Below are 23,754 nucleotides of genomic sequence, written 5' to 3'. Positions count from 1 at the left end.
CATGGCCAGATTCATCTTCGATGACTATGCCAGAACGACGTTCTCCGTGGCGACAAACTTGGGGGACAACAGCGTCATCAGTCCCCAGCAGATGGACGAGCTGATCGGCTATCTGAAGTCACCAGGTTCGGGCCCCGATAACGCGACGAGTTTTTCGGAGTATATGGAAGGGAGACTGCGCAGCCTTCCTCCAGAACTTCCCGCCGGCATGGATTACCTGGGATTCTCGGGCAAGGACAGCGCCGGCATTTCCAACTACAGCAATGCTGCGACCTACCGCGGAGACCTGGGCACGAAGGCCGGCATAATTGGCGATACTCCGTGGGGTAACTTTGTTCAGGACCTCTACGAGAATCCGGCAAATCATCCAGACTTCGGCGTCATTGAGGGAAAGCTCCAAAGCTTCCTCAACTCGCGAGGTATCAAACCCCTCGGGGGTGAAGCCGCAGGAGCACTCCAGGACATCATGTGGAATGCCGGCAGTCCCCGATTCTTCGAGAACGCCATTGCCACGGGTAAGCCGCTCGTTGCATTCGTTGAGAATGCACCTGCCAACCGTGGTTTCAGCAATTTCGAACTGCCCACCGCGCTCGAACATCCCCACGTTCGCATCAATGGCTACCCCGTAAGCGCCTTCGGTACCGACCCACTCACCTTCGTGAGCCGATCTGCCGCCGAGTACCAAACCCTCGAGCGCACCCTCGCACAGCACGCTGCTACGAATAGCGGTCATGCGGTCGATGTGGCCCAGGTGCGCTTGCACCTCAAGCCCATCGATGGCTATGACGCCGTCAGCAAGACGCTTTTCGAAAAACCGCTGCACCACTTCAGTTCGCTCAATCTCAGCGAGATGTCGACCACCCGTGCGGAATGGGTCGCCGCTCGCTCGGCGCTGTCCACAGGGCCTCGTCTGTTCGCCGATCTGCCTGAGCCAACGCCGCATTCAACGCTGCAACCGGGCGCGCCACGCGGGCCTCCGGGTGCGGCAACAGCAGCCGAAGCTGTCCCCCACGGCGTAAACCCCGGCATGAAGGCATTGGGCGTTGCCGGCGTCGCCTTGATGGCGCATGACTTCGCCACCTCCGGCCATAAATGGGTGGAACTGAACTCGCAAGGAAACACCGCAGGCGCAGACTCAACCTCGGCGCATTTCGTCGGCCGCAACCTGGGCGGCGCGCTCGGCGGCTTCGCAGCAGGTGCAGGCGTTGGCCTTGTATCCGGCTCGTGGACGGGCCCGGGCGCTTTCGTCGCTGGCATCGGTGGCGGTGTGCTGGGCGCCCATCTGGGTGAGAAGTGGGCCGAACAGAAGGACATCGAGCGGGTCTATGTCCAGCAGGATCCATTGCAGCGCACCTGGGTGCGCAGCCCGGCAGACCCGGATGGCCGCTGGCTGCGCAGCGCCGAGCAACAGCAAGTGCAGAGCACCGATCTGGGAACCGGCGTGGAAGTGCGGCCCGTGCAGACGCCACAGGGCGCCGATGTCACCTTCAGAGCCGACTATGTGGCCACCGGCACGCTGGAGCGCCAGTTGAACTGGCAGGCCGCCCGTGCCTCTTACGAGCTGGGCCTGGCCAACCTGCCACCGCCGCAGAATCCCTATCGACTGAATGCCAGTGGCTTGAAAGAGCCGCCACCCAGCGCCTTCGAGACCGGAAGGGAGTTCGTACGCGATACCGTCTCGCGGCAATGGGAGCTGGAGATACGGGAAGTCGTTGATGGGCGCACGCCCATCACCCGGCGCGAGCCCGTTCCGCCGGAACGCGAATCGGCCCTGGATGAGCAATCGCGCACCGTCATCGCGCAGAACGCGGCCAACACCCCTGCGTCGGTGGCGTCGCGCTACATGGTGGCCCACGAGCAGGGCCGCTGGAGTGACTTCGGCGACCCGCAGAACCCGTCCGTTCCGCAGGCAATCCGCAAGGCGCAGGAAGGCGCCGATACCCTGCGTGCAAGCGACGGCGGCAGCTACAGCCGCCATGCGGATGGGCAGTGGGTCCACGAGGGCGTGGCCTACGACAGCCAGGCCAATCGCAATATCGGCGATGAGCTGGAGATCACCTGGCAGAGCCAGAACGCCGGCATTGCAGACATGGGCAGGATGGCCGAGCAGATCAAGGCCACCGTACACATCGCGCCTGAGGGCGTGCGCGGCCAGGTGGAGACGCTGTACGCAAAGCACGGCATTCCACGCACTGAGGAGCAGCTTGCCGCCACTACCGCTGCGGTTGAACAGAAGCTTGCCGCCGTTGGACGGCAGACCGACATCACGCTGGAACTGATGCCGGACCCGCGCACGCACGCGCCCAGCGCGGACAGCGCCATCGCCTCCTTCGGCACCGCCCCGGGCAACCGCATGGAGCTGACCTCCACCACCACCGTGGAGGACATGGTGCGCATGCAATCGGCCCATGGGTCCCCGACCCCCACCCTGCCGCAGATGGATGGGCAGCAACACGAACGCCCAATCGTTCCCGCCGTGGTACAGGAACCGGAAGCCCCCGGCCATGCAGTGCACGGCCACGCCGGCAAGCCTGTGGAGGAAACCCAGAGTGCAGGCGGCCCGTTGATGCCGGGCCACCCCGACTACCCACTGTACGAGCAGATTCGCGATGGAGTAGCTGCCCTGGATGCCAAGCACGGGCGCAGCTTCGACGCGATCAGCGAACGCATGAGCGCGAGCCTGCTGGTGCTGGCCAAAGACAGCGACCTGTCACGCGTGGACCACGTGGTGCTGAGCAACGCGACCGCGCAGAGCCCTGCGGGACAGACCGTGTTTCTGGTCCAGGGCGAGTTGAACGATCCCTCGCATCTGCGTTCCTCGATGCCCACAGCGCAGGCCGTGCAGACGCCGGTTGAGCAATCGCTGCAGCGGTATGAAAGCGTGAGCCAGGAAGCACAGCAGCGTGCGGTGAGTCGTGAGCTTGAGCAGCAGTCGCAGGAGGAGCGGATGGAGCAAGAGGTGAGAGGGCGTGCGGCGAGCATGGGGTGATCGGCACCAGCTACCCACGAAGGTTCAGGACGACGGAGGCGTCGACGCTGCAGCTTCGGCGGCTCGGCGACGCCCTTCATCCAGCAACAGGCAGTCGGCATACACATCGCTGAGCCTTCGAACCTCGCCCTGCAGGCCGGGGACCCCGGTGAGGATGGCCATGTGCTGTCCTGCCATCATCAGCAGATTGTTGCTGTAACGCACGACATTCACGGCCAGCTCCAATGGGAAACCTGCGCGGCTTCGATCAACCGCGTGTACACCGGCGTGAATGAATGAGTTCAGCGCGTCCCACGCATGCTTCTTCAGTTCCTTCAGCAATGGAACAAGGTTGGCCATTAGGGGTACCTGGGCTAGCGCTCCAATCATCTTGCTCAGCATCGGAAGTGCCCTGCCCTCATCCCCCTTGGGCGACGCTGCCAGTAGCTTTACTTGATCGTCGGATGCACAGTGAAGCACCCAAACGCCGCGGACGAATGCCTCGAACTGACAGCGCAGCATTGCAGCCGCGGATGACTCAAGCCCTGCCTCCATAAGCATGCGAACCGCCTCTGCATGCTCCAGACTCAACACCGTCGCGTCCAGTGAAGTCCGGAACCTCACGCCGTTGTCAGCCAGTGGATAGTCGACGGTGGCCAGCATTGCTTGCCGGAGCAATGCAGATTGATTGAACAGGTGGTCCATCATGTTGATCCCCTGAATTTCCCTGGGCCGAATTGCGATCCCTGCAAGAACCACAGGCAATCAAGCGGAGTACGGGATAGGCCGCGAGAAACGCCATTTTGCACACCTACCCGCGCTAGGAATGCGACTTCATCCCCAGCCACCGCTCCAAGCTCTTGCCGCCGTTGAGCAGAAGATCCGATTGAGAAAGGCACCGCCATGCCATGCCAACGCCAACAACCACCCAAAGCCAATAGCCAAAAGAAACGCTGGCGGTCACCTTGCCTATGACGAGAATGTAGCCAAGCAGGAGGGCCACCATGGCGGCCACCCCATAGCCGACCATAAGCGCTACGGCAATGATGTTCCTGGTCTTGGGATTGCCGAACCATTTCCGGCGCCAGCGAATCTCGCCTGTAGCGCCATCGGTTTCAACAAGATCCCAAGCGTTGGCAACATCCACGATGGCGCGTGCGGGTTGATCTAGCGCGCACAACTTACGGATGACGGAGACCGGCAGATAGACGCCGCAGTGGTGCCTGATGGCAACGGAGAGCCAGAGGTCATTCTTGGCACTCTCCTCACGGAATAACTCAAGGAAGTCCTTCCGGGCCGAAGTACGCTGATGATTCAGGCCTGACAGCCATTTGAAGATTAATACCAACACCGCACAGAGGGCGACGGGCACCAGAAACTGGTCGCCTGCAAGATCGACCAGTTTGTTGACGATGCCTTCCATGGAAATCCCCCTTCGTCCCTGTCCTGCGTGAAGCATCGCTGATCGGATGGGGTTCCGCAATTGATCGTAATGGGACCAGACGAGCCCAGTCCTGGCCCACGAGACGGGCCTCAGCGAAGCTGGCGGCCCGCCTCTTCGACGATGACCATGACACCGATCAATCCCGCCTGGCTCGCCGCCTTCGATGCCGAGCTTCTCTACCTGTTTGCCATCGACCACCAGGATGCTGGCATGGATGCCTCTCTGCTGGGCTGCTACGTCGATTTGCCGCCGCGCGAGGCAGCGCTGGCGTTTGGCAGTGACTACGATCTGGAGCGCGACGATGCGCTCTGGCCACGCCGTGGGTTGGGAGTCAGTGTTAAGTAAGTGACGCAATTGGCCTGTTTTTATCGTGGGCGCTGGATGAGGGTGTGTCGCAATTAAGCATCTGTTGCTGCGAGAAGTGCGCTCCGCGTTCGACGTAGCGGCTGCAGCTTAACTTTCGCCGCAACCACTGTGCTGCAACGGGTTTCGCGGATTTTCTGCCGTGTCACAATGCTGGAAGCGTCAGAACTGACGGCCTTTTTGGCTGTGGTTTCTTGGCATTGGACATCTGTGCGGGTACACCTTTGCGCGCCACCGGAAAAGGGTGGTACGGGCGTCGAAAACCCGTGTAAGTACCAGATGTTTACGCTTGTCAGCCGGCGTCACCTTCGAGTGGCGCCGGCTGGCAATCCGTTCGCGTTCCATGGCGGGCGGTGCGTGGGGGCTTTCGAGCCCGCCGGTCTGGTACTTACCGGTTTTCGAGCCACGCATCGTCCGCCGCCCTTCGGGGTGGCGCTGCCGTCTGTCCTGTACGGAGCACTGCCATGAACGCATCGGAATTCCGCCCCCTGTACGCTGCCACCGACCCGGCCAATGCCGAGCCCGAACTGGACAGCGGTGCAGACCCCACCGCCTTCCTCACCACGCTGCGCCGCATCCAGAGCGGTGCCGCCGCCGATGGCCAGCCCTGGCCGGAGCGCTCGGCCGCGCCCGGGCGGCGCATGGCCTTGGCCGATGCAGACTGCGCCCTGGCAGGTCTGCGCGTGGTGCAGGAGATGCTGTTGGCCGGAGAGCGCGCGCGACAGAACGGAGAACCCGCGCAGCACTTGGGCGACCGAACGATGGAAGGGCTGATGCTGGCGTGCGTGGCGCTGACCGCGCAGGCCAGCGCCTGCCTGCAGGTGCGTGGATAGTGCTTGTGCTGTGGGTCTGGTGCGCTGCGGCTCGGTTGCCGCAGCGCGGCCCATGAGGGTGCCGCCCGTTGTTGTTACCAGCACGCTGATGGTGGTGGGCCTGGTGATCTCGGACTACTTCCTTCCCCAGGCGACGCTGGAGGTGAAGGCCTATCGCAGCCTGTCGGATTACTCCTTCGGGGTCATGCGGGAAGAGGCTAAGGCGTTTGCGGAGGCGCGGGGTGGCGTCCGGTTGGACGAGAGCCCGAGGGATGGGAGTGAGCGGTACTTCGTGCTGCACGCCGACGGACGACCGGTGATGCTGGTGGACAATTCGTCGATGCAACTGGTGGTGATGGTTGTTGGGGATGCGGGGGAGAGGTCTACGGATCTGAGGGATTTGCAGCAGCAGTGGCGGGTGCGCACGCGGCCGGATTGGGACCGGTGGCGCTGATCTGCGCAGAGATCAGTTGTTGGCACCCTTAAGTCCTGGCCTGCCGTGCCTTTGAGCTTTCCCGCCACCACGGGGGCACCCCCTATGTCGGGGCTGCCTGCCGGACGCTCGCGTCTACTTCTTCAACAATACATCCCGATGGTAGTTGAGGTAGCGAGCCTGAGCCGCAGAGAACGGAGTGCGGGGAATCTTCTGCACTACATCCCACTTCACCCGCACCGCATCCGGCAACTGGCGGCTAAGAATTAGGCCACCGTCATCCTCAAAGGAGATGTAGCCCCGGTCGAACAAGCGATCGATATGGGGCGCGAGCATGAGGCCGTTGTGACCATCAAGGCGCTCACTGTTCTCGCTCCTTGACCACGGCTTGATATGGCTGGCAATCAGGAAGTTGGCATCGTTGGTGCCGGTCACCCGACAGGCCTTCTCAATGTCGCTGACATTCTTTCGGTAGATACCCTGACCTTTCCTGGCCTTGATCAGCTGGAGCTTCTCGGTCTCGTCAATGTTCTTGTCATTCACGATGTCCTGGACCGGCCCCTCGTCCTGCCACTCTCCGAGATCATCAAGATCGACTTCGAGGAGCTCCAGCAGCTTGGCAGCCATGGTCTCGGGAACCGGGAACAAGTAGGCCTGATTGCCCTTGCCGTCAGCTTTGAGGGGTGAGTACTTCGAAGGAAGCAGCGGCTCAATCTGAGCCATGTAGTCGCTCACCTTTAGCGGAGCGTCCACCAGATGGTAGTGCACCGGGACGGCCCAGCCGTCCTTGCGCCACTCCTTGTCCGTCTTCTTGAACTCCTCGGGGCGATCCATCGAGTAGTGGGCGCCGCTGACCACTGCGATGGCCCTGATTCGAGTGCTCGCAAACGCAAAGACCACATCGCCGGGCCGCACTTGCGTCATGTTCTCGTAGGAGGGGTTGATGTTCCCCTTTACGTTGGTCTTAGGCGACCACAGGTAACCCGCCTTAACAGCGTTGTCGAAGGTCTGCTTCTGGTTCACCCACCAGTACCTCATCCCCGCCCCCTGTCTCGTCCAATTGATGCGGCCTATTGGCCGTCGAGACGGTGATGGCACCTGTGACTGTCGCAATCGGCACGGCTCTTGCGGCGCCGAGCTGCATATCGCTTATGGGAACCTCCTTAGGACAACGATTTTGGGAGCTTCCACGCTCCTGGCAGCACCAGCAATCCTCGGTCCAGGTCAAATGGCAGCACCCAAAGGTGCAACTCAGGGCTGAAGTCGAACGTTGGCAACGGCTGTGCGAAGCCAGCGTGCTGCGGATAGACCAGCGCCATCTTCCCCGCTCCACCAAGGTACCGCTGCCCGTAGGCACACATCTGGTAGAGGTCGGATTGCTTTAGACCGTACTTCTCACGTGCGTCACTAGCGGCTGCGTCGAGCACCTTCCATTTGGTGTCCAGCACACGCAGTTCATTGCCCCGGCGTAGCAAGAAGTCCGGAATCAGATTGAACCAGCTTGCTTCACCATGGCGACATAGGCACTCCGACCCCGCGCCAGCAACACGCCACTCAGGTGCGAACTGGCGGACTAGGCGAACGCCTACATAACGCTCAAAGGGAGCTCCACTGGGCACATCATGTTGGCGCTGCGCCAATCGCCTGCCAGTGCCAATGGGCTTTGCCCAAGCAGAACCAACTCACACAGCGGACGAACTTAGCGATAGTGGGCCATAAGCCGGTCGCTGCCCCTGGCGCGTAAGTCTCTGGCGACCTGAGTGCTCCTCGCTACGCTCGCCAGACGCGTAGCAAGCTCTTGCGCCAATCGCCAAGTTCCTTCATCACGCGTAGGCGCACACACGCGATCCAAGGCAACACGCAGAAGTCGGTTCTCTGGGCGATCCTCACTAAGAACAACTTGCTGGATGCTGGACATGCATGGGTAGGTAGGTGACTGACGAAGCTGGCGCGACATGTACATGCTGCACGCAGGAGCAGCTGCTCCTCTCGAACACGGGCGTAGTCGAAGCGAGGTCCATGCTTCAGTAACTCATCGAGTTATGAGATGAATCGACCCGTGACCCATTCATTCAACGACGCGTCGAAGATAGTCACATCAGCCGGACTGCCTTCCCTCGGCGGAATGTCCAGCACAGTGCACAGCACGTGCCGCAGCAGTCGTCGTGCGTCGAGCGCATGCGCAACGTGCTTCGGCAGAACCTCCAACGTGGTGCCGTCGGGGCATCCCATTACGCCTACAAATTAGCCAATGTGCGCCGTCGCGCTACATGGGCGCCGCTCCAACAGCGCGTAGCACGGCTGAGAGCTCATAGACGCGGTACCCGCACGATCTTAATGACTGCACACGCCCAAAGGATCTCCTTGTCCATCGCCAGTTAAGTGCACAAGCTAACGCAATAAGGATTGCGTGCAGGTTGGAGAAGGCGCTTTCAGAAGCGCCATCCCCATCGAAGTCGATCATAAAAGCAGGCAAGCTTTCTAAAGTAGCTCACGTAGCCAGTCGATCCTGCCTTAAAGATCTCAAAATTGTGCTCAAGGAAACCTCGGAGAACTTCAAGATCGATCTTATCCGCAGACAGGAAGGGGATATATGCAGCCGCGACCTCCGGAGCAAATTCATCGATGACATCCTGGATGTCCATATCTTTGCACTTCTTAGCGAAAGATTTCTTGTAAACGTCGGAACGGAACTCATCAATCCTTCGCTCAACCCATTTCCGCAACTCATACCCTGACTTATTAAAATCAGCCTTTGTCGTAATTCCGACAGCATTCAAATATTTGAAGACCGGGACGTTACTTGTATTTCTTCCAACGATTTTGATGACGCTTTTAAGTATCATATCAGCGTTGTACTGACGATCCTGAATTATTAGATCAGACAGCAGATCCACCGACTGGATTGACTCGTAGCCAACCGCGGAAAGTCCTCTAGCGATTACTCCAACCCCCACCAAGAACTCAACATCATCCGCCTTAGTAATTCTCTCTATGTCAATAACGCTTATCTTCTTATCTGGATCACCGTTCTTGACAATTTCATACATCTGATCTTTACAGAAACGCAGAATGCGTGCGGGCACCTTCCTCTTGGTCTTCTCAAGAGCAGAGTAGACCTTTGAGAAATCATGTGTTTTCACGAGAACTATTGGAATCTGTTCGGCATCCAGCGCGTAATACGACTCCGAGATGGAATCTCCCCCTCCGTCATCCGGCCTTTGCAAGAATATTAAATTCTTTCGCAGCTTATTAACATTCTTACTGCCGATGCACGAACTTATAGACCTTAGTATTGACTGAATGTTCGGGTCAGAGAGCGAATAACCAATAAATACGACGGGATGCTCAACAAACACTGTGATCAACTTAGCCGCCAGGTACGGATTCCTACTTGCGAATAGCGCGTAGTCGTCCGAAGTCAGGACCAGTGATTCAGGATCCGAGCAACCCCCATGGATCTTATATATCTCGCCAACCTCCTGCGGGTTAGCGAACAGTAAATCACCTTGCCCAACGTAAACCTTGTAATCCGGAAAAAGATGCTCGGCAAAGCAGTCCCAATTGGTGGTGATGACACCATCCACATTGAGCTTGCGAATTATCTCAACCTCATCACCGAGAAGCACTCCATCAGGAAACTTTTCAGTAAGCGAAGAAAGATACTTGCAAATCTCGACCCTCAGCGCTGATGAACTGGTGGAAACATTCTCGCCATACTGAGCGCGACTGCCCTCAAACTCAGGATCAGACCACCATCTTTCGTTAAAATCGACAGACAAGAGCTTTGCCGCTTCCGGGTAGTCGCCATCAACCCGAGAAAGATAATATTCAAACTTTTTCCCCGGCGCGCAGAAACGCTGCAAAAGCCCCTTCCAATCCTCCAACCCGATGTAGCGCCTAGAAAAACCGGAGCCAAGGAACAGAAAAGCTCCAGATGTTTTCTCTTTGAACAGATCGGTCAGATAGCCTTCAATATCCATATTCAAGCCCTAAAAAATGGGCGACCCACGGGCCGCCCATTTAATGAAAGATAACTACCTAATCAAACCCCAACAGGGTTAGCCTTCTCCGGATCAATCTTGTACTGCTTGATCGCCCGGGCCACATCCTTAGCCGTCATCTTCCCGTCCTTAGCCAGCGCCGCAATCGCGGCATGCGCGATGTAGTACCGGTCAACCTCAAAGAACCGGCGCAGGTTAGCCCGCGTATCCGAACGGCCAAACCCATCCGTACCCAGCACCGTGTAGCTCATCGGCACGAACGCGCGGATCTGGTCCGCATACGCACGCACGTAGTCGGTGGCGGCAATCGCCGGGCCCTGGCGGCCTTCCAGCAGCTCGGTCACGTAGGCCTTGCGCTGCTCACCTTCCGGATGCAGGCGGTTGGCACGTTCCACGTCGAAACCATCGCGACGCAGTTCGTTGAAGCTCGGGCAGCTCCAGATGTCGGCGGTCACGCCGAAGTCCTTGTCCAGCAGCTCGGCCGCGGCAATGGCTTCGCGCAGGATGGTGCCCGAGCCCAGCAGCTGCACGCGCAGCTCGCCCTTCTTCGGCTTGCCGGCGTCGGTCAGCAGGTACATGCCCTTGACGATGCCTTCGGCCGCGCCTTCCGGCATTTCCGGGTGGGTGTAGTTCTCGTTCATCAGGGTGACGTAGTAATACTCGTCCACCTGGTCTTCCATCATGCGCTTGGTGCCGTGCTGCAGTACCACCGTCACTTCGAAGCCGAAGGTCGGGTCGTAGCTGCGCACGTTCGGGATGCCACCGGCCACCAGATGGCTGAAGCCATCTTCGTGCTGCAGGCCTTCACCGTTCAGCGTGGTACGGCCGGCGGTGCCACCCAGCAGGAAGCCGCGGGTACGCATGTCCGCTGCCTGCCAGGCGATGTCGCCCACGCGCTGGAAGCCGAACATCGAGTAGTAGATGTAGAACGGCAGCATCGGCACGTTGCTGACCGAGTAGCTGGTACCGGCGGCCATCCACGAGCTGATCGCACCCGGCTCGCTGATGCCCTGCTGCAGCACCTGGCCGCTCTGGTCTTCGCGGTAGAACATCAGCTGGTCGGCGTCGACCGGCTTGTACTTCTGGCCGAACGGCGCGTAGATGCCGATCTGGCGGAACAGGCCTTCCATGCCGAAGGTACGGGCTTCGTCGGCCACGATCGGCACGATGTGCGGGCCCAGTTCCTTGTCGCGCAGGGTGATGTTCAGGCTCTGCACGAAGGCCATGGTGGTGGAGTAGCTGCGCTCGCCGCTGCTCTTCAGCAGGCGCTCGTAGCTTTCCAGCTTCGGCGCCACGAAGGTCTTGTCGGCCTTGCGGCGGCGCTGCGGCAGGTAACCGCCCAGCGCGGCACGGCGTTCCTGCAGGTACTGCACTTCCGGCGAATCCGGGCCCGGGTGGTAGAACGGCACCTGGCCGTCGGCCAGCTGCGCGTCGGTCACCGGAATGTTGAAGCGGTCGCGGAAGTGGCGCACCGCTTCGTCGTCCAGCTTCTTGGTCTGGTGGGTCGGGTTCAGTGCCTCACCGGCGCTGCCCATGCCGTAGCCCTTCACGGTCTTGGCCAGGATGACGGTCGGCATGCCCTTGGTGTTCACGGCCTGGTGGTAGGCGGCGTACACCTTGTGCGGGTCGTGGCCACCACGGTTCAGGCGCCAGATGTCGTCGTCGCTCAGGCCGGCGACCATCGCGGCGGTTTCCGGGTACTTGCCGAAGAAATGCTCGCGGGTATATGCGCCGCCGAAGGCCTTGCAGTTCTGGTATTCGCCGTCGACGGTTTCCATCATCAGCTTCTTCAGGACGCCGTTGCTGTCCTTGGCCAGCAGGGCATCCCAGTAACCGCCCCACAGCAGCTTGATGACATTCCAGCCGCCGCCACGGAACACGCCTTCCAGTTCCTGGATGATCTTGCCGTTGCCGCGCACCGGGCCGTCCAGGCGCTGCAGGTTGCAGTTCACCACGAAGATCAGGTTGTCCAGGCCTTCACGGCCGGCCAGCGCGATCGCACCCAGGGTTTCCGGCTCGTCGCTCTCGCCGTCGCCGATGAAGCACCACACCTTGCGGTCGGACTTCTCGATCAGGCCACGGTTTTCCAGGTAGCGCATGAACTGCGCCTGGTAGATGGCGGCCAGCGGGCCCAGGCCCATCGACACGGTCGGGGTCTGCCAGTAATCCGGCATCAGCCACGGGTGCGGGTACGAGGACAGGCCACCGCCGTCCACTTCCATGCGGAACTTGTCCAGCTGCTCTTCGCTGATGCGGCCTTCCAGGAAGGAGCGCGCGTAGATGCCCGGGGCGCTGTGGCCCTGGATGAACAGCAGGTCGCCCGGGTGGTTTTCGCTCGGGGCGCGCCAGAAGTGGTTGAAGCCCACGTCGTACAGGGTGGCGCCGGAGGCGAACGAGGCGATGTGGCCGCCCAGGTCACCCGGCTTGCGGTTGGCGCGGACCACGGTGGCCATCGCGTTCCAGCGGATGATCGAACGGATGCGCCATTCCAGCTCGGCGTTGCCGGGGCTCTTGGCCTCCAGCTGCGGCTCGATGGTGTTGACGTATTCGGTAGTGGGAGAGAACGGCAGATAGGCACCCGAACGACGGGTCAGTTCCACCATGCCTTCCAGCAGCTGATGCGCGCGCTCGGAGCCCTCGACATCAATAACGGCCTTCAACGACTCGATCCACTCCTGGGTTTCCACAGGATTCGGGTCGTTGTTCAGCACCTCGTTCAACCAGTTCATTAGCGCTCCCATTACCGCACGCACGCGCGCGACTGTTGATAGATTTCTAGACCGCAAAGTGTAGCGCACCAAGGGCTTTCGTCACTTGGCTACGCAGGCGTATGGATGCAACCGGCCAGTGTCCGCAACGACTGTCCCGGGTCATCGGGTGGCACCACGGGCCCCGGCCGCAGGCCGTTGTGGCGGCCTGCAGGGGCTGCGCCAGTTGTCGCCCCCGGCCCGCCGCGTCCATCGGCAGGACGCAGTGTTACCGCCACCGATGACCGTTGTAGGGCAATGCCGGCCGGGTGTCGGCCTTGTCTGACGGGCTACCGCTGAACCTGCGACAACGTGTCGCGTCCCGCTCTCGACGCGGGTCGGGGGCGTGCGCACGGTGGGCGCCAGCAGGCCCCTTCCCGCGGTGTACCGCCTGTCTGCTGCGCCCCGTTGCCGGGGCCATCGTTGTACGGCCTGCCAGGGACGGCGGGCCGCGCAACGCTGGCATGCGCGCGGCGCACGAATGCGCTGCGCCCTTGCGGCGCTTGACGTGTGGCCGGAATCGTCAAGCAGTCTGGCCGAAATCGTACTTGTCGGGTCCGGCTTATCGATATATCGTTTGGCCACACCCTGCCGATATATCGAAATGGGCCGATCCCGCTCCCCCCGCAACCGTACCGATGACCCGCCGGTGCCCCGCCGCAACGGCCAGCCGCGCGTGCTCAGCCGCGGCGACCTGCGCCTGCTGGTGCTGGCGCTGATCGGCGAGCAGCCGCGCCATGGCTACGAACTGATGCAGCACGTCAGCAGCATGTTCATGCAGGCCTACACCCCCAGCGCCGGCACCATGTACCCGCTGCTGGCCAGCTTCGAGCAGGCCGGCTGGGTCGCGTCGGAAGAGGTGGAAGGGCGGCGGGTGTTCCGCATCACCGCCGCTGGCGAGTTCGAACTGAAGGTGCAGCGCACCCAGGTGCGGCTGGCGCAGCGGCGCGCCTTCGACCGCGCCCGCGAAATCACCAAGGCTTCGCTGCCGGCGCCGCTGGCCGCCGCGCTGCGTGAGTTCAAGCGGGCGCTGGTGCACCACCACGGCCGTTGGGCCGAGGGCGAGGCCGAGCAGGTGGCGGCGCTGCTGTCGCGTGCCTCGGCGCTGATCAACGGCCAGCCCGGCGACGCGCCCAATCCCGTTTCAACGACCCAGCCAGACTGAATCCCGCCAGGTCTTCCCCCCTGCCGCGCGCCCCACGCGCGACCTACCTCTGACAGGTAACCCCATGACCGAACACAACAACACGCGCCTGCGCCTGGATGTGCGCTTCCGCGAACTGACCGTACTGCGCAGCGAACCGGTGACCCCGCACATGCGCCGCATCGTGCTGGGCGGCGAGGATCTGGCCGGCTTCGATTCGCCCGGTGCCGACGACCACATCAAGCTGTTCTTCCCCAATGCCAGCGGCGAGGTGGTGCTGCCGGTGCTGACCGCCGAGGGCCGCAGCTACCCGGAGGGCAAGCAGCCGTCGCCGGCGCGCGACTACACCCCGCGCTGGTGGAACCACGAGACCGGCGAGCTGGCCATCGACTTCGTGCTGCACGACCAGGGCATTGCCGGGCCGTGGGCCGAGCGCGCACAGCCGGGCGACATCCTGGTGATCGGCGGCCCGCGCGGTTCGTTCGTGGTGGCCGACAGCTACGATGCCTACGTGCTGATCGGCGATGAGACCGCGCTGCCGGCCATCGCCCGCTGGCTGGACGTGCTGCCCGACGGCGCCGACGTGCAGGCGTACATCGAAGTGGCCGACGAAGCCGAGCGCCAGGACCTGCCGCAGTACGAGAACGTGCGCATCCACTGGCTGGAGCGCAACGGCTTCCCGGCCGCCAGCAGCACCCTGCTGGAAGACATGCTGACCGACTTCGAGGCCCCGGACGGCGACGTCTTCTACTGGATCGCCACCGAATCGCGCCGTGCACGCATGATGCGCAAGTTCATCGAAGGCCACCTGGGCGTGCCGCGCGACTGGATCCGCTCGACCGGTTACTGGAAGGCGCACCCGGACGAAACCGACGGCGATTGATCGCCACCGTTCTGTGGCGTCGAGCACGGCTCGACTCTACAGAAACGCATCGCCAGGATCTCTGCCACAATCGCGCTCCTTTCCTGCACCAACGAGGCCCCACGTGGGCAAACTGACCCTGAGCGGCATGGACACGCTGCGTGCCCGCCTGGCCGACGACGCGGCCTGCGACACGGCGCTGGCTGCATTTGCCGACCCGGCCGCGCTGCGCACGCCGCTGCGCGAACTGGTGCAGGCACAACACCGCTACCTGCAGGCCGAATTCGAAGTGGCCCAGGTGGCCGACATCCTGCGCCGCGACCAGAAGTACGCGCCGGTCGGCCGGCCGTCGGTGCATATCGTGCAGCTGCGCAAGCAGCAGGCCGCCACCCGCCAGGCCGCGCTGATCGCACGCCAGGTGGTGGCGCAGGCGGCACAGGCCTTCGTGCGCGCAAGCGGGCTGGCGGTGAAGGCCAAGCACAGCCCCAGCGAAGCGTGTGCGGCGTGGCTGGGCGCGCTGCGCTGAGAACGCGTACCCGGTAGTGGCCAAAGCGCGTTGCCCGCGCCCAAAAAAGAAGGCCCGCTTCGCAGCGGGCCTTCTGCCTTCTCACGACGAGTGAGCGGGATGCATCAGGCCGCCGGCTTCTCGCCGGTGGCTTCGGTGGTGATGCGGATCTTCACTTCATCGCTGACGTTCGGGGCGTACGCGCCGACGCCGAAATCGCTGCGCTTCAGCGTGGTGGTGGCATCGAAGCCGGCGGCCGGAACCTTGGCCATCGGGTGCTCGCCGCCGCCGTTCACGGTCACGTCCAGGGTGACCGGCTTGGTGATGCCCTTGATGGTCAGGTCACCGGTGACGGTGAGCTTGTTGGTGCCGGCCGATTCCACCTTGGTGCTCTTGAAGGTGGCATCGGCGAACTTGGCGGCGTCGAAGAAGTCGGCGCTCTTCAGGTGCTCGTCGAACTTGGCGGTGAAGCTGTTCAGGCCGCTCAGCGGCAGCTTCACTTCCACGGTGGACTTGGTGACGTCGGCGGCGTCGTACACCAGGGTGCCTTCGACGTTGCCGAAGTGCGCGCTCGGGTTGGAGAAGCCGAAGTGGCTCCACTGCGCCAGCACGTCGGTGTGGCTCGGGTCGAGCTTGTAGGTGCCCGAGGCGATCTGGATCGCTTCGGCGGCCGGCGCAGCCGCGGCGGCATCGGCGGCCGGGGTGGCGGCCTGTTCGGTGGTGGCCGGGGCGGCGGCATCGGCGGCCGGGGCAGCGGTGTCGGCCGGCTTGGAGCAGGCGGCGATGGCCAGGGTCAGGGCCAGCGGCAGCAGCAGGTTACGGGTGGCGCTCATCTGAGGAACTCTCCGGATCGTAGGGTGGGAACACAGTGCAGCAATGGCCCGCCACGGCGGGCGGGCCCGAAACCGATACAGCGACTTACGCGATGCGCGCCGCTTCGTCGAACGACAGACGCGGCAGACGGGGGAACAGGCCCGAATCGTCACCGTAACCCAGGTTGACCAGGAAATTCGACTTGATGCTGGTGCCGGCGAAGAAGGCTTCATCGACCTTGGCATTGTCGAACCCGGACATCGGGCCGGCGTCCAGGCCCAGCGCGCGCGCGGCCAGGATCAGGTAGGCGCCCTGCAGGCTGCCATTGCGGAACGCGCCTTCGTGGCGGCCTTCGCGCGGGCCGTCGAACCAGGCCTTGGCATCGGTGTGCGGGAACAGGTACGGCAGCTTCTCGTGGAAATCCTGGTCGAAAGCGACGATGACGGTGACCGGCGCGGCCAGGGTCTTGTCGTGGTTGCCTTCGGACAGCGCCGGGGCCAGCTTGGCCTTGGCCTCGGCCGACTTCACGAACACGAAGCGCGCCGGGCTGCCATTGGCGGCGGTCGGGCCCCACTTCAGCAGCTCATACAGTGCGTGCAGCTGGGCGTCTTCGACCGGGGTGTCGAGGAAGGCATTCTGGGTGCGGGCGGTGCGGAACAGCTGGTCCAGTGCGGCAGCGTCGAGCGCGTGGGACATCGGTGGATCTCCAGGGCGGCTAAGGTCAGTGCCCGCGGGCGGCGCGGGGCGAAACGTCGAGCCGCAGTGTAGAGTGTCGCGACTGTTGCAACACCCAGCAGGGCTGAAACGAATTAATGCCAATGGTGAAACGATCGAGCGCGCCATGGACGGTCACCGATGGCCGCGCCGGCAATGTCCGGCAGGCCGTCGCGCTGGCCTCGGCGCTGCGCCAGGGCAGCCACCGACCGCTGGTCCTGCAGCCGCGGGCGCCGTGGCGCTGGCTGGCGCCGCGGCGGCTGCCCGGCGATGTGAAGGGTTACGGCGAGGCATTGGCGACACTCGCAGCCGAGGCGCCGGCACTGGCCATCGGTTGTGGCCGCCAGGCCGCCGGTGCGCTGCGGGTGCTGCGCGCGCGCGGCAGCCAGGTGGTGCAGATCCTGGACCCGCGCATCGGCGCGCGCCATTGGGACCTGGTGGTGGTGCCCGAGCATGACGCCCTGCGCGGCAGCAATGTACTGACCCTGCTGGGCAGCCTGAACCCGGTGGACGACGACTGGCTGGCCTGGGGCCGCGCGGCGTTCGCCAGCTTCAGCACCCTGCCCGGCCCGCGCACGGCGCTGCTGGTGGGCGGGCCGACGCCGCTGGCGCCGTGGGACGAGGCCGCGATGGTCGGCGTGTTCGAGGCGCTGGCCACGCAGATCCGCAGCGAGGGAGGCAGCCTGCTGGCCACCACCTCGCGACGCACGCCGCCGGCACTGGCCGAGATCCTGCGCGCGAAATTCGCCGACCTGCCGCATGTGATCTGGGGCGATGGCGGCGACGGCGTGAACCCGTACGCCGGCCTGCTCGGCTGGGCCAACCGCGTGCTGGTCTCGCCGGATTCGGTGAACCTGCTGTCCGAGGCCAGCGCCACCCGCATGCCGGTGATGGTGGCCCTGCCCGGCACCGCGCAGGGGCGCCTGGCTCGGTTCCAGCAGCAGCTGCGCGAACGCGGCCGGTTGCAGCCGCACTGGCTGGACTGGCAATACGACCGCATCGAACCGCTGCGCGAAACCGCACGCATCGCTGCGCAGGTGAAGGCGCGGCTGGCAGTGCGGTAATGCCGGCCGGCACGGCCCAGCAGCGATTTCTGAACACGTCGCGCCCCCGGCACGGGTAGAGTCGGGCCTTCCCCATCGGAACGGATGTCCCATGCGCATTCTCCTGCTGCCAGCGCTGGCGCTGCTCGCCGCCTGCTCCACTGCCGCCACCGAGCTGGACCCGATTTCCTACACGTGCCAGCAGCAGCTGGATGCATACCGCGAGCAGCCGGCGCTGCGCGACCCGCGCAACGCGCGGCCGCCGCTGCCGGTCGCGCCGATCAGCGAGGCCTGCGACAAGGAACTGCAGCGCAAGGGTGTGGACCGCGCGCTGCGCTGACCGGCGTATGATCGCCGCGCGGGTGTTCCCGCGCCTGGAGCTGTCTACATGGAACGTTTTTCCCGCCTGTGCGTCGGCACGCTGCTGTTGACCGGTCTGCTGGCCACGCTGCCGGCGCGGGCCGACAGTGCAGCCTGCCGCGAACGCTACCCGAGCGTGGCCGCGCAGGCGGCGATGTTCGACGTGGCCTGGACCACGGCCGAACGCCTGGACGCGTTGCCCGCGGTGGACGTGGTGATCGCCGCGCGCGGCGGCCAGGACCTGAGCCGCTACGGCCTGCGCCACAGCCATCTGGCGTTTCTGGTGCGCGAGGAGGATGGCCGCTGGCGCGCGCTGCATCTGCTCAACCGCTGCCGCACCGACAGCTCGCAGCTGTACCGCGAGGGCCTGGGCAATTTCGTTGGTGAAAGCGGCAGCCATACCGACCTGCGCATCGGCGTACCGCCACCGGCGCTGCAGGCGGCATTGAAGACAATGCTGGCGCCGCCGGCGATCCAGCCCCGGGCGCTGCACGACGCCAACTACAACGTGGTGGCCTACCCGTTCGCCACCGACTACCAGAATTCCAACCAGTGGATCCTGGAAGTGCTGGCGGCGGCGATGGCACAGGCCGAGGGCGGCCCGGTCATCGTCAAGCGCGAACAGGCCCAGCAGTGGCTGCGGCAGCAGAACTACCGGCCCAGCGTGCTGCACATCGGCCTGGGCAAGCGCGTGGGTGCACGCCTGTTCGTAGCCAACGCCACCACCACCGACCACCCGGCCAGCGAGCGCATTTCCGGCAACTACTCGGTGGTGACGGTGGAATCGGTGTTCGATTTCCTGCATCAGCGCAGCCAGCTGCAGCAGGAACTGACCATTCCGCACGCGGCGGTGGCAACGACCGCCACCGCGGCCCCCTGACCTGGCAAGGAGAAGATGATGCGTACCGTGCAATTGTCCGTGTTGGCCGCACTGCTGTGCGGCAGCCTGCTGTCCGCTGCGCCGGCGCATGCCGAACGCCGCATCGTGATCATCCACAACGGTGAGCCCGAAAGACCGAGACTGCAGATGTCTGCACCGATGGTGGAACGGGCCCGCGCCGCCGCAGCCGGGGAAACCGACGATACCGGCGTGCCGCCGGGCCAGGGCCCGCGGGTGACGCTGCCGCAGATGCAGGTCAGCGCGATTTCCACCACCGTCGATGGCCGCCGGGAAGTGCTGCTGCAGGACCCCGGCAACCCGCAGAACACCGCGTCGGTGCAGTGGCCCAAGCGCCCGGGCGACCCGGCCGTGCAGTTCAGCGTGGGCCAGACCGTGAACGTCGAACCGGCCGGGTCGGGCGGCTGGCAGGTGAGCGACGGCCAGGGCCGTCCGCTGGAATACCTGCCTGAAGCAACCGGCCCGCGCGACATTTTCGATACGCAGCACTGAGCGCTGCATTCATTCCCGACCTGGAGGTCACCATGTTCCGTTCCCTGCGCGCGCCCGTTGCTGCCCTGCTGCTGTCTGCACTGACCGTGCCCGGCGTGCACGCCGGCGCTGCCCCGCAGCTCAACAGTGGCCAGGCCAGCGTGCTGGTCACCTCGCTGATCGTGGTGTCGGTGCCGCTGGCCACCTCGATGGGCCTGGCCGCCCTGTCCAACGCGCCGTTCAAGGCCAGCGAGCGCAACGGCAAGGTGGCCACGCGCACCCCGGCGGTGCCGCTGCCGCCGATGGAAGTGAAGCAGGTGGCGACCACGCCCGCCGGCGAACGCCAGGTGCTGCTGCAGGTGCCGGACAAGGCCGACCAGACCGCGACCCTGCAGTGGCCGGCGATGCAGGGCGATGACCCGGTGGCGCGCTTTGTGGTCGGCCAGCAGGTGCGCTTTGACCCCACCGATGCCGGTGCCGGCTGGACGGTGAAGAACAGCGACGGCCAGGCCCTGGCCTATGTGCCCACCGCCTATGCCGCAGGTGATGCGCTGAGCGAGCAGCTGTAAAGCTGAACGACCGTTTTTGGCATTGCCGCGGGCCGGGCGGATAATGGGCGATCCCCCTCATCCCCCTGGCTCGCCATGTCCGTGCGTCCTGCGCCTGTGTTTGCCCCGTTGACCGCCCGCGCCCTGGTGCTGGCGGTGCTGGCCATGGGTGCGGTGGTGCTGCTGTCCAACGTGCTGGTGCAGTACCCGATCAACGACTGGCTGACCTGGGGCGCCTTCAGCTATCCGGTCGCCTTCCTGGTCAGCAACCTGATCAACCGCCGCTTCGGCCCGGGCCCGGCCCGGCGCGTGGCGTGGATTGGTTTTGCGCTGGCGGTGCTGCTGTCGGTGTGGGTCGCCACCCCGCGCATCGCCGTCGCTTCATGTTCGGCCTTCATCGTGGCCCAGCTGCTGGACATCACCGTGTTCGACCGCCTGCGCCGCGGCAGCTGGTGGCGCGCCCCGATGGTGGCCACCACCTGCAGTGCGACCGTGGACACCACGATCTTCTGGTCGATCGCCTTCGCCGGATCGAGCCTGCCGTGGCTGAGCTGGGCCGCAGGCGACCTGGCCGTGAAGCTGGCCATCGGCGTGTGCCTGCTGGCGCCGTTCCGTGCGCTGCTGTGGAAGATGGCGCCGCTGCGCGCGGCCGGCTGACCGCCGTTGCCCTGGCGGGTGCGACCGCTCAGGCGAACGACAGCCCGGCGGCGATGCACGCGGAGGTGATCGCCGCACACGCCGCTTCAATCGCGGGTGTGGTCGGTGCCAGCCGTGGGCGTCGATCCAGCGTGCAGACCAGCCCCACGTCGAGCAACGTGGCATGCGCTCCATGCAACGCCTGCGCGGTGTGTTCCGGCAGGAAACCGTCTGCGGCCAGCGCATCGATCAGCGACGGCGTATCGCGCGGCTGCAGCAGCGCCGGCTGCTGCGCGCTGCGTGCCAGCACGCCGGTCTGCAGCAGGAATTCCAGGTCGACCACGCCACCGGGGCCCTGCTTCAGATCCAGCCGAGCGGCATCGCTGCGGTCCAGTTCGGTGCGCATGCGTCCGCGCATCTTCAGCACATCGGCATACAGCGTGGCAGGGTCGCGCTCGCGGCCCAGCGTCCGCGCCCGTACCTGTTCGAAGTCCTGCAGCAGGCTGGCATCGCCGGCCACGCCGCGGGCGCGCACCAGCGCCTGGTGTTCCCAGGTCCACGCGCGTTCGCGCTGGTACTCGGTGTAGCTGGCTAGCGAGGACACCAGCGACCCTTTGCCCCCATCCGGGCGCAGCCGCACATCGATGTCGTACAGCCGGCCGGCGGCGGTGACCGCGCCCAGCAGCGCCATCACCTTCTGCGCCAGCCGCGCGTACCAGCGTCCCGGCTCCAGCGGGCGCGCGCCATCGCTGGCTTCCACGCCGGCCGGGTGGTCGTGCAGGAACACCAGGTCCAGATCGGAACCGAAGCCCAGTTCCAGGCCACCCAGGCTGCCGTAGCCGATGATCGCAAAGCGCCCACCAGGAATCGCACCGTGCGCGGCATGCATGTCGGCCTCGGCCATCGCCAGCACGGTGACCACCACCGCCTGCGCCAGCTCGGCCAGCTGCCGGGTGCTATCCACCGCGCCCTGGCGCCCGTCCAGCGTGGCCATCGCCATGCGGAAACTGAGCGCCAGCCGCGTCTCGTTGAGCCAGCGCAACGCGGATTCGGGATCTTCCACCGCCAGCACCTGCTGGCACTCGGCCAGCATCCCGGCCGCATCGGGCATCGGCCCGGAAACGCGCACGTCCAGCAGTTCGTCCAGCAGCAGCGGATACGCGGCCAGGCGTTCGGCCAGCAGCGCGCTGCGCGCCAGCACATCCACCAGCCGCGCCAGCGCGCTGGGCTGTTCGTCCAGCAGCGCCAGATAGCTGGTACGGCGCAGTACCGCCTGCAGCAGGCCCAGCACGCGCTTGAGCGCGGCATCGGGCTGGGGCGAGCGCGTGGCGGCATGCAGCAGCGCCGGCAGCACCCGGTCCAGGCGCGCACGCGCTGCGTCGGACAGTGACTTCACGCCGGTGCCCTGGGCGAAATCACGTAGCGACTGGTCGGCCCCGTTGGCATCGAGGAAACCGGCTTCGGCCAGCAGTGGTGCATTGCTGCCTTCCGGCAGGCTGCGCCAGTAGTTGGCCAGCGCGTCGGGCGCGGCCTGGCCCTTGCGCGGTGCCAGCAGCGCGGCGAACTCGGTACTGACCCGCTGCTGCTGCACGGTCAGCGCCGCACGCAGCACGTCCCAATCCGGATAGCCCAGACCCACAGCGATACGCTCGCGGTCCACCGGATCGCTGGGCAGCACATGGGTCTGCGCATCACGCAGCATCTGCAGGCGGTTTTCCAGGCGACGCAGGAACAGGTAGGCCTCGCGCAGTGCGGCGCCGTCCCCGGCCGCGATCTGGCCGGCCGCCATCAGCGCGTCCAGCGCCACCAGCAGCCGGCGCTCGCGCAGCGCCGGCTCGCGGCCGCCACGGATCAGCTGCAGCGCCTGGCACAGGAATTCGATCTCGCGGATGCCACCGGCGCCGCGCTTGATGTCGTCGTGCATCTCGCGGCGCGCGACTTCGGCGGTGATCGCCGCCTTCATCTCGCGCAGGCCGTCGAGTGCGGTGAAATCCAGGTAGCGCCGGTACACGAACGGGCGCAGCGTCTGCAGCCAGGCTTCGCCGGCGGCGATGTCACCGGCCACCGCGCGTGCCTTCAGCCAGGCATAGCGCTCCCAGTCACGGCCCTCGCGCTGGAAGTACTGGTCCATCGCGGCGAATGACAACGCGACGCGGCCGGCGCTGCCGAACGGCCGCAGGCGCAGGTCGACGCGGTGGCAGAACCCGTCCACCGTGGTCTCATCCAGCAGCTTGGCCAGGCGCTGGCCGAGGCGGGCGAAGTATTCCTCGGCCGCCAGCGGGCGCGGCCCGTCCGATTCCCCGCCCTGCGGATAGGCGTAGACCAGGTCCACGTCGGAACTGAAGTTGAGCTCGCCACCGCCGAGCTTGCCCAGCCCGAACACCACCAGCTGCTGCGGCCGGCCGTCGCTGTCGGCGATCACGCCGTGGCGCTGGGCGAACTCCCGCTGCAGGGCATCCAGCGCCAGGCGCAGGCAGTCCTCGGCCAGGGTGGTGGCCCCGGCGAGTGTCTGCGGCACGTCGTCGAGACCGGCCAGGTCACGCCAGATCAGTCGCGTGGACATGGCGGTGCGCCAGCGCCGCAGCTGCGCCGGCCAGTCGCTGGGCTGCAGCGGGTCGAGCACCGGGGCCGGGATCGCTGGGCAGCCCGGTTCGGCCAGCTGTGCCAGCAACGCCGGTTGCCGCACCAGGGTGTCCAGCGCGAAATCGCTGACCACGGCCAGCCGGGTCAGCAGCGGCAACAGATCGGCCGGGACGGGCGCGGGCAGGACCTGGCCCAGACGCGCCAGGGCGCGGTCGACAACAGGCTGCAGGGAAGCGGACGGTTCAGCGGGGGCGAGGGTCATGCCTCGATTGTATCGACCCGGTGGTGCCGGCCGCTGGCCGGCAGATCCGAGGGTCTGGCCGAAGGTGGCTGGGGTTGCCGGCCAACGGCCGGCACTGCCGATCATCGAGGTCGCGTATTCATACTGGGCGACAGGCAATAAAAA

The 23,754-nt window shown here is 64.8% G+C and carries 24 protein-coding genes; 13 read left to right on the top strand and 11 right to left on the bottom strand.

All coding sequences use genetic code 11. The features are described 5' to 3' along the window. The first annotated feature begins 1 nt into the window (after nt 1). On the top strand, nt 2–2,989 hold the full coding sequence (locus tag Q5Z10_RS02155; RefSeq protein ID WP_303637710.1) for an XVIPCD domain-containing protein: 2,988 nt from the start codon (nt 2–4) through the stop codon (nt 2,987–2,989). A 24-nt stretch (nt 2,990–3,013) separates the two neighbouring features. Here the strand turns inward: Q5Z10_RS02155 and Q5Z10_RS02150 are convergent, their stop codons facing one another. Both Q5Z10_RS02150 and Q5Z10_RS02145 read right to left on the bottom strand, forming a co-directional pair. Continuing rightward, complete coding sequence (locus Q5Z10_RS02150) at nt 3,014–3,673, bottom strand: DUF6988 family protein (protein ID WP_303637709.1); 660 nt, start codon at nt 3,671–3,673, stop codon at nt 3,014–3,016. 115 nt (nt 3,674–3,788) lie between these two features. Then, nucleotides 3,789–4,391, bottom strand: coding sequence for a hypothetical protein (locus tag Q5Z10_RS02145; RefSeq protein ID WP_303637708.1), 603 nt, complete (start codon nt 4,389–4,391; stop codon nt 3,789–3,791). Between the two features lie 147 nt (nt 4,392–4,538). Here Q5Z10_RS02145 and Q5Z10_RS02140 point away from each other — a divergent pair, with 147 nt between their 5' ends. The 3 genes from Q5Z10_RS02140 to Q5Z10_RS02130 all read left to right on the top strand — a co-directional run bounded on the left by Q5Z10_RS02140 (nt 4,539) and on the right by Q5Z10_RS02130 (nt 6,041). Then, on the top strand, nt 4,539–4,757 hold the full coding sequence (locus tag Q5Z10_RS02140) for a hypothetical protein (protein WP_303637707.1): 219 nt from the start codon (nt 4,539–4,541) through the stop codon (nt 4,755–4,757). Between the two features lie 482 nt (nt 4,758–5,239). Next, complete coding sequence (locus Q5Z10_RS02135) at nt 5,240–5,608, top strand: hypothetical protein (protein ID WP_303637706.1); 369 nt, start codon at nt 5,240–5,242, stop codon at nt 5,606–5,608. Between the two features lie 52 nt (nt 5,609–5,660). After that, nucleotides 5,661–6,041, top strand: a complete 381-nt coding sequence (locus tag Q5Z10_RS02130) for a hypothetical protein (protein WP_303637705.1) — start codon at nt 5,661–5,663, stop codon at nt 6,039–6,041. A gap of 114 nt (nt 6,042–6,155) precedes the next feature. Here the strand turns inward: Q5Z10_RS02130 and Q5Z10_RS02125 are convergent, their stop codons facing one another. From Q5Z10_RS02125 to aceE, 6 genes are all read right to left on the bottom strand, one after another. Beyond that, on the bottom strand, nt 6,156–7,043 hold the full coding sequence (locus Q5Z10_RS02125) for an HNH endonuclease (protein ID WP_303637704.1): 888 nt from the start codon (nt 7,041–7,043) through the stop codon (nt 6,156–6,158). A 140-nt stretch (nt 7,044–7,183) separates the two neighbouring features. Then, nucleotides 7,184–7,639, bottom strand: coding sequence for a 5-methylcytosine restriction system specificity protein McrC (locus Q5Z10_RS02120; RefSeq protein WP_303639125.1), 456 nt, complete (start codon nt 7,637–7,639; stop codon nt 7,184–7,186). An 80-nt stretch (nt 7,640–7,719) separates the two neighbouring features. Continuing rightward, nucleotides 7,720–7,938 (bottom strand): 5-methylcytosine restriction system specificity protein McrC, encoded by a 219-nt coding sequence (locus tag Q5Z10_RS02115; protein ID WP_303637703.1) that lies wholly within the window; start codon nt 7,936–7,938, stop codon nt 7,720–7,722. A 122-nt stretch (nt 7,939–8,060) separates the two neighbouring features. Further along, nucleotides 8,061–8,252 (bottom strand): 5-methylcytosine restriction system specificity protein McrC, encoded by a 192-nt coding sequence (locus Q5Z10_RS02110; RefSeq protein ID WP_303637702.1) that lies wholly within the window; start codon nt 8,250–8,252, stop codon nt 8,061–8,063. A gap of 200 nt (nt 8,253–8,452) precedes the next feature. Next, a complete protein-coding gene (locus tag Q5Z10_RS02105) occupies nt 8,453–10,003 on the bottom strand; it encodes an SIR2 family protein (protein ID WP_303637701.1) in 1,551 nt (516 codons plus the stop codon). A gap of 62 nt (nt 10,004–10,065) precedes the next feature. Further along, a complete protein-coding gene (aceE, locus tag Q5Z10_RS02100; protein ID WP_303637700.1) occupies nt 10,066–12,753 on the bottom strand; it encodes a pyruvate dehydrogenase (acetyl-transferring), homodimeric type in 2,688 nt (895 codons plus the stop codon). Between the two features lie 622 nt (nt 12,754–13,375). Here aceE and Q5Z10_RS02095 point away from each other — a divergent pair. The 3 genes from Q5Z10_RS02095 (at nt 13,376) to Q5Z10_RS02085 (ending at nt 15,303) form a co-directional block, all read left to right on the top strand. Then, complete coding sequence (locus tag Q5Z10_RS02095) at nt 13,376–13,936, top strand: PadR family transcriptional regulator (RefSeq protein WP_303637699.1); 561 nt, start codon at nt 13,376–13,378, stop codon at nt 13,934–13,936. Nucleotides 13,937–14,000: 64 nt separating this feature from the next. After that, nucleotides 14,001–14,798, top strand: a complete 798-nt coding sequence (locus tag Q5Z10_RS02090; protein WP_303637698.1) for a siderophore-interacting protein — start codon at nt 14,001–14,003, stop codon at nt 14,796–14,798. A 103-nt stretch (nt 14,799–14,901) separates the two neighbouring features. After that, nucleotides 14,902–15,303, top strand: coding sequence for a hypothetical protein (locus tag Q5Z10_RS02085; protein WP_303637697.1), 402 nt, complete (start codon nt 14,902–14,904; stop codon nt 15,301–15,303). A 104-nt stretch (nt 15,304–15,407) separates the two neighbouring features. Here the strand turns inward: Q5Z10_RS02085 and Q5Z10_RS02080 are convergent, their stop codons facing one another. Beyond that, entirely contained in the window at nt 15,408–16,115 is a 708-nt protein-coding gene (locus tag Q5Z10_RS02080; RefSeq protein ID WP_303637696.1) for a YceI family protein, read from the bottom strand. Nucleotides 16,116–16,200: 85 nt separating this feature from the next. After that, nucleotides 16,201–16,791 (bottom strand): malonic semialdehyde reductase, encoded by a 591-nt coding sequence (locus tag Q5Z10_RS02075; RefSeq protein WP_303637695.1) that lies wholly within the window; start codon nt 16,789–16,791, stop codon nt 16,201–16,203. A gap of 122 nt (nt 16,792–16,913) precedes the next feature. On the opposite strand from Q5Z10_RS02075, the gene Q5Z10_RS02070 reads away from it, so the two are divergent. The 6 genes from Q5Z10_RS02070 to Q5Z10_RS02045 all read left to right on the top strand — a co-directional run bounded on the left by Q5Z10_RS02070 (nt 16,914) and on the right by Q5Z10_RS02045 (nt 20,786). Continuing rightward, complete coding sequence (locus tag Q5Z10_RS02070) at nt 16,914–17,873, top strand: mitochondrial fission ELM1 family protein (RefSeq protein WP_303637694.1); 960 nt, start codon at nt 16,914–16,916, stop codon at nt 17,871–17,873. A 91-nt stretch (nt 17,874–17,964) separates the two neighbouring features. Further along, on the top strand, nt 17,965–18,192 hold the full coding sequence (locus Q5Z10_RS02065) for a hypothetical protein (RefSeq protein ID WP_303637693.1): 228 nt from the start codon (nt 17,965–17,967) through the stop codon (nt 18,190–18,192). A 48-nt stretch (nt 18,193–18,240) separates the two neighbouring features. Further along, nucleotides 18,241–19,092 (top strand): DUF2145 domain-containing protein, encoded by an 852-nt coding sequence (locus Q5Z10_RS02060; protein WP_303637692.1) that lies wholly within the window; start codon nt 18,241–18,243, stop codon nt 19,090–19,092. A gap of 18 nt (nt 19,093–19,110) precedes the next feature. Then, nucleotides 19,111–19,602 carry a hypothetical protein gene (locus Q5Z10_RS02055; RefSeq protein ID WP_303637691.1) on the top strand — a complete coding sequence of 164 codons (492 nt, stop codon included), beginning with the start codon at nt 19,111–19,113 and terminating at the stop codon, nt 19,600–19,602. 32 nt (nt 19,603–19,634) lie between these two features. Next, nucleotides 19,635–20,150, top strand: a complete 516-nt coding sequence (locus Q5Z10_RS02050) for a hypothetical protein (protein WP_303637690.1) — start codon at nt 19,635–19,637, stop codon at nt 20,148–20,150. Between the two features lie 75 nt (nt 20,151–20,225). After that, nucleotides 20,226–20,786 carry a queuosine precursor transporter gene (locus Q5Z10_RS02045; RefSeq protein ID WP_303637689.1) on the top strand — a complete coding sequence of 187 codons (561 nt, stop codon included), beginning with the start codon at nt 20,226–20,228 and terminating at the stop codon, nt 20,784–20,786. 28 nt (nt 20,787–20,814) lie between these two features. On the opposite strand, the gene glnE is transcribed toward Q5Z10_RS02045, so the two are convergent. Beyond that, complete coding sequence (glnE, locus tag Q5Z10_RS02040) at nt 20,815–23,610, bottom strand: bifunctional [glutamate--ammonia ligase]-adenylyl-L-tyrosine phosphorylase/[glutamate--ammonia-ligase] adenylyltransferase (RefSeq protein WP_303637688.1); 2,796 nt, start codon at nt 23,608–23,610, stop codon at nt 20,815–20,817. Nucleotides 23,611–23,754 lie beyond the last annotated feature (144 nt).

The organism is Stenotrophomonas sp. 704A1, from assembly GCF_030549525.1.
In the GTDB taxonomy this organism is placed as follows: domain Bacteria; phylum Pseudomonadota; class Gammaproteobacteria; order Xanthomonadales; family Xanthomonadaceae; genus Stenotrophomonas; species Stenotrophomonas tuberculopleuritidis.
This window is presented reverse-complemented; position numbering and strand designations above follow the sequence as displayed.

Bases quoted from the DNA above. Each gene is read 5' to 3' on its own strand.
- Q5Z10_RS02155 (WP_303637710.1), top strand. From the start codon at position 2: ATGGCCAGATTCATCTTCGATGACTATGCCAGAACGACGTTCTCCGTG.
- Q5Z10_RS02130 (WP_303637705.1), top strand. From the start codon at position 5,661: ATGAGGGTGCCGCCCGTTGTTGTTACCAGCACGCTGATGGTGGTGGGC.
- Q5Z10_RS02055 (WP_303637691.1), top strand. From the start codon at position 19,111: ATGCGTACCGTGCAATTGTCCGTGTTGGCCGCACTGCTGTGCGGCAGC.
- Q5Z10_RS02060 (WP_303637692.1), top strand. From the start codon at position 18,241: ATGGAACGTTTTTCCCGCCTGTGCGTCGGCACGCTGCTGTTGACCGGT.
- Q5Z10_RS02080 (WP_303637696.1), bottom strand. From the start codon at position 16,115: ATGAGCGCCACCCGTAACCTGCTGCTGCCGCTGGCCCTGACCCTGGCC.
- Q5Z10_RS02065 (WP_303637693.1), top strand. From the start codon at position 17,965: ATGCGCATTCTCCTGCTGCCAGCGCTGGCGCTGCTCGCCGCCTGCTCC.
- Q5Z10_RS02075 (WP_303637695.1), bottom strand. From the start codon at position 16,791: ATGTCCCACGCGCTCGACGCTGCCGCACTGGACCAGCTGTTCCGCACC.
- Q5Z10_RS02050 (WP_303637690.1), top strand. From the start codon at position 19,635: ATGTTCCGTTCCCTGCGCGCGCCCGTTGCTGCCCTGCTGCTGTCTGCA.
- Q5Z10_RS02105 (WP_303637701.1), bottom strand. From the start codon at position 10,003: ATGGATATTGAAGGCTATCTGACCGATCTGTTCAAAGAGAAAACATCT.
- Q5Z10_RS02090 (WP_303637698.1), top strand. From the start codon at position 14,001: ATGACCGAACACAACAACACGCGCCTGCGCCTGGATGTGCGCTTCCGC.
- Q5Z10_RS02115 (WP_303637703.1), bottom strand. From the start codon at position 7,938: ATGTCCAGCATCCAGCAAGTTGTTCTTAGTGAGGATCGCCCAGAGAAC.
- aceE (WP_303637700.1), bottom strand. From the start codon at position 12,753: ATGAACTGGTTGAACGAGGTGCTGAACAACGACCCGAATCCTGTGGAA.
- Q5Z10_RS02070 (WP_303637694.1), top strand. From the start codon at position 16,914: ATGGTGAAACGATCGAGCGCGCCATGGACGGTCACCGATGGCCGCGCC.
- Q5Z10_RS02045 (WP_303637689.1), top strand. From the start codon at position 20,226: ATGTCCGTGCGTCCTGCGCCTGTGTTTGCCCCGTTGACCGCCCGCGCC.
- Q5Z10_RS02095 (WP_303637699.1), top strand. From the start codon at position 13,376: ATGGGCCGATCCCGCTCCCCCCGCAACCGTACCGATGACCCGCCGGTG.
- Q5Z10_RS02150 (WP_303637709.1), bottom strand. From the start codon at position 3,673: ATGGACCACCTGTTCAATCAATCTGCATTGCTCCGGCAAGCAATGCTG.
- Q5Z10_RS02140 (WP_303637707.1), top strand. From the start codon at position 4,539: ATGACACCGATCAATCCCGCCTGGCTCGCCGCCTTCGATGCCGAGCTT.
- Q5Z10_RS02110 (WP_303637702.1), bottom strand. From the start codon at position 8,252: ATGGGATGCCCCGACGGCACCACGTTGGAGGTTCTGCCGAAGCACGTT.
- Q5Z10_RS02135 (WP_303637706.1), top strand. From the start codon at position 5,240: ATGAACGCATCGGAATTCCGCCCCCTGTACGCTGCCACCGACCCGGCC.
- Q5Z10_RS02145 (WP_303637708.1), bottom strand. From the start codon at position 4,391: ATGGAAGGCATCGTCAACAAACTGGTCGATCTTGCAGGCGACCAGTTT.
- glnE (WP_303637688.1), bottom strand. From the start codon at position 23,610: ATGACCCTCGCCCCCGCTGAACCGTCCGCTTCCCTGCAGCCTGTTGTC.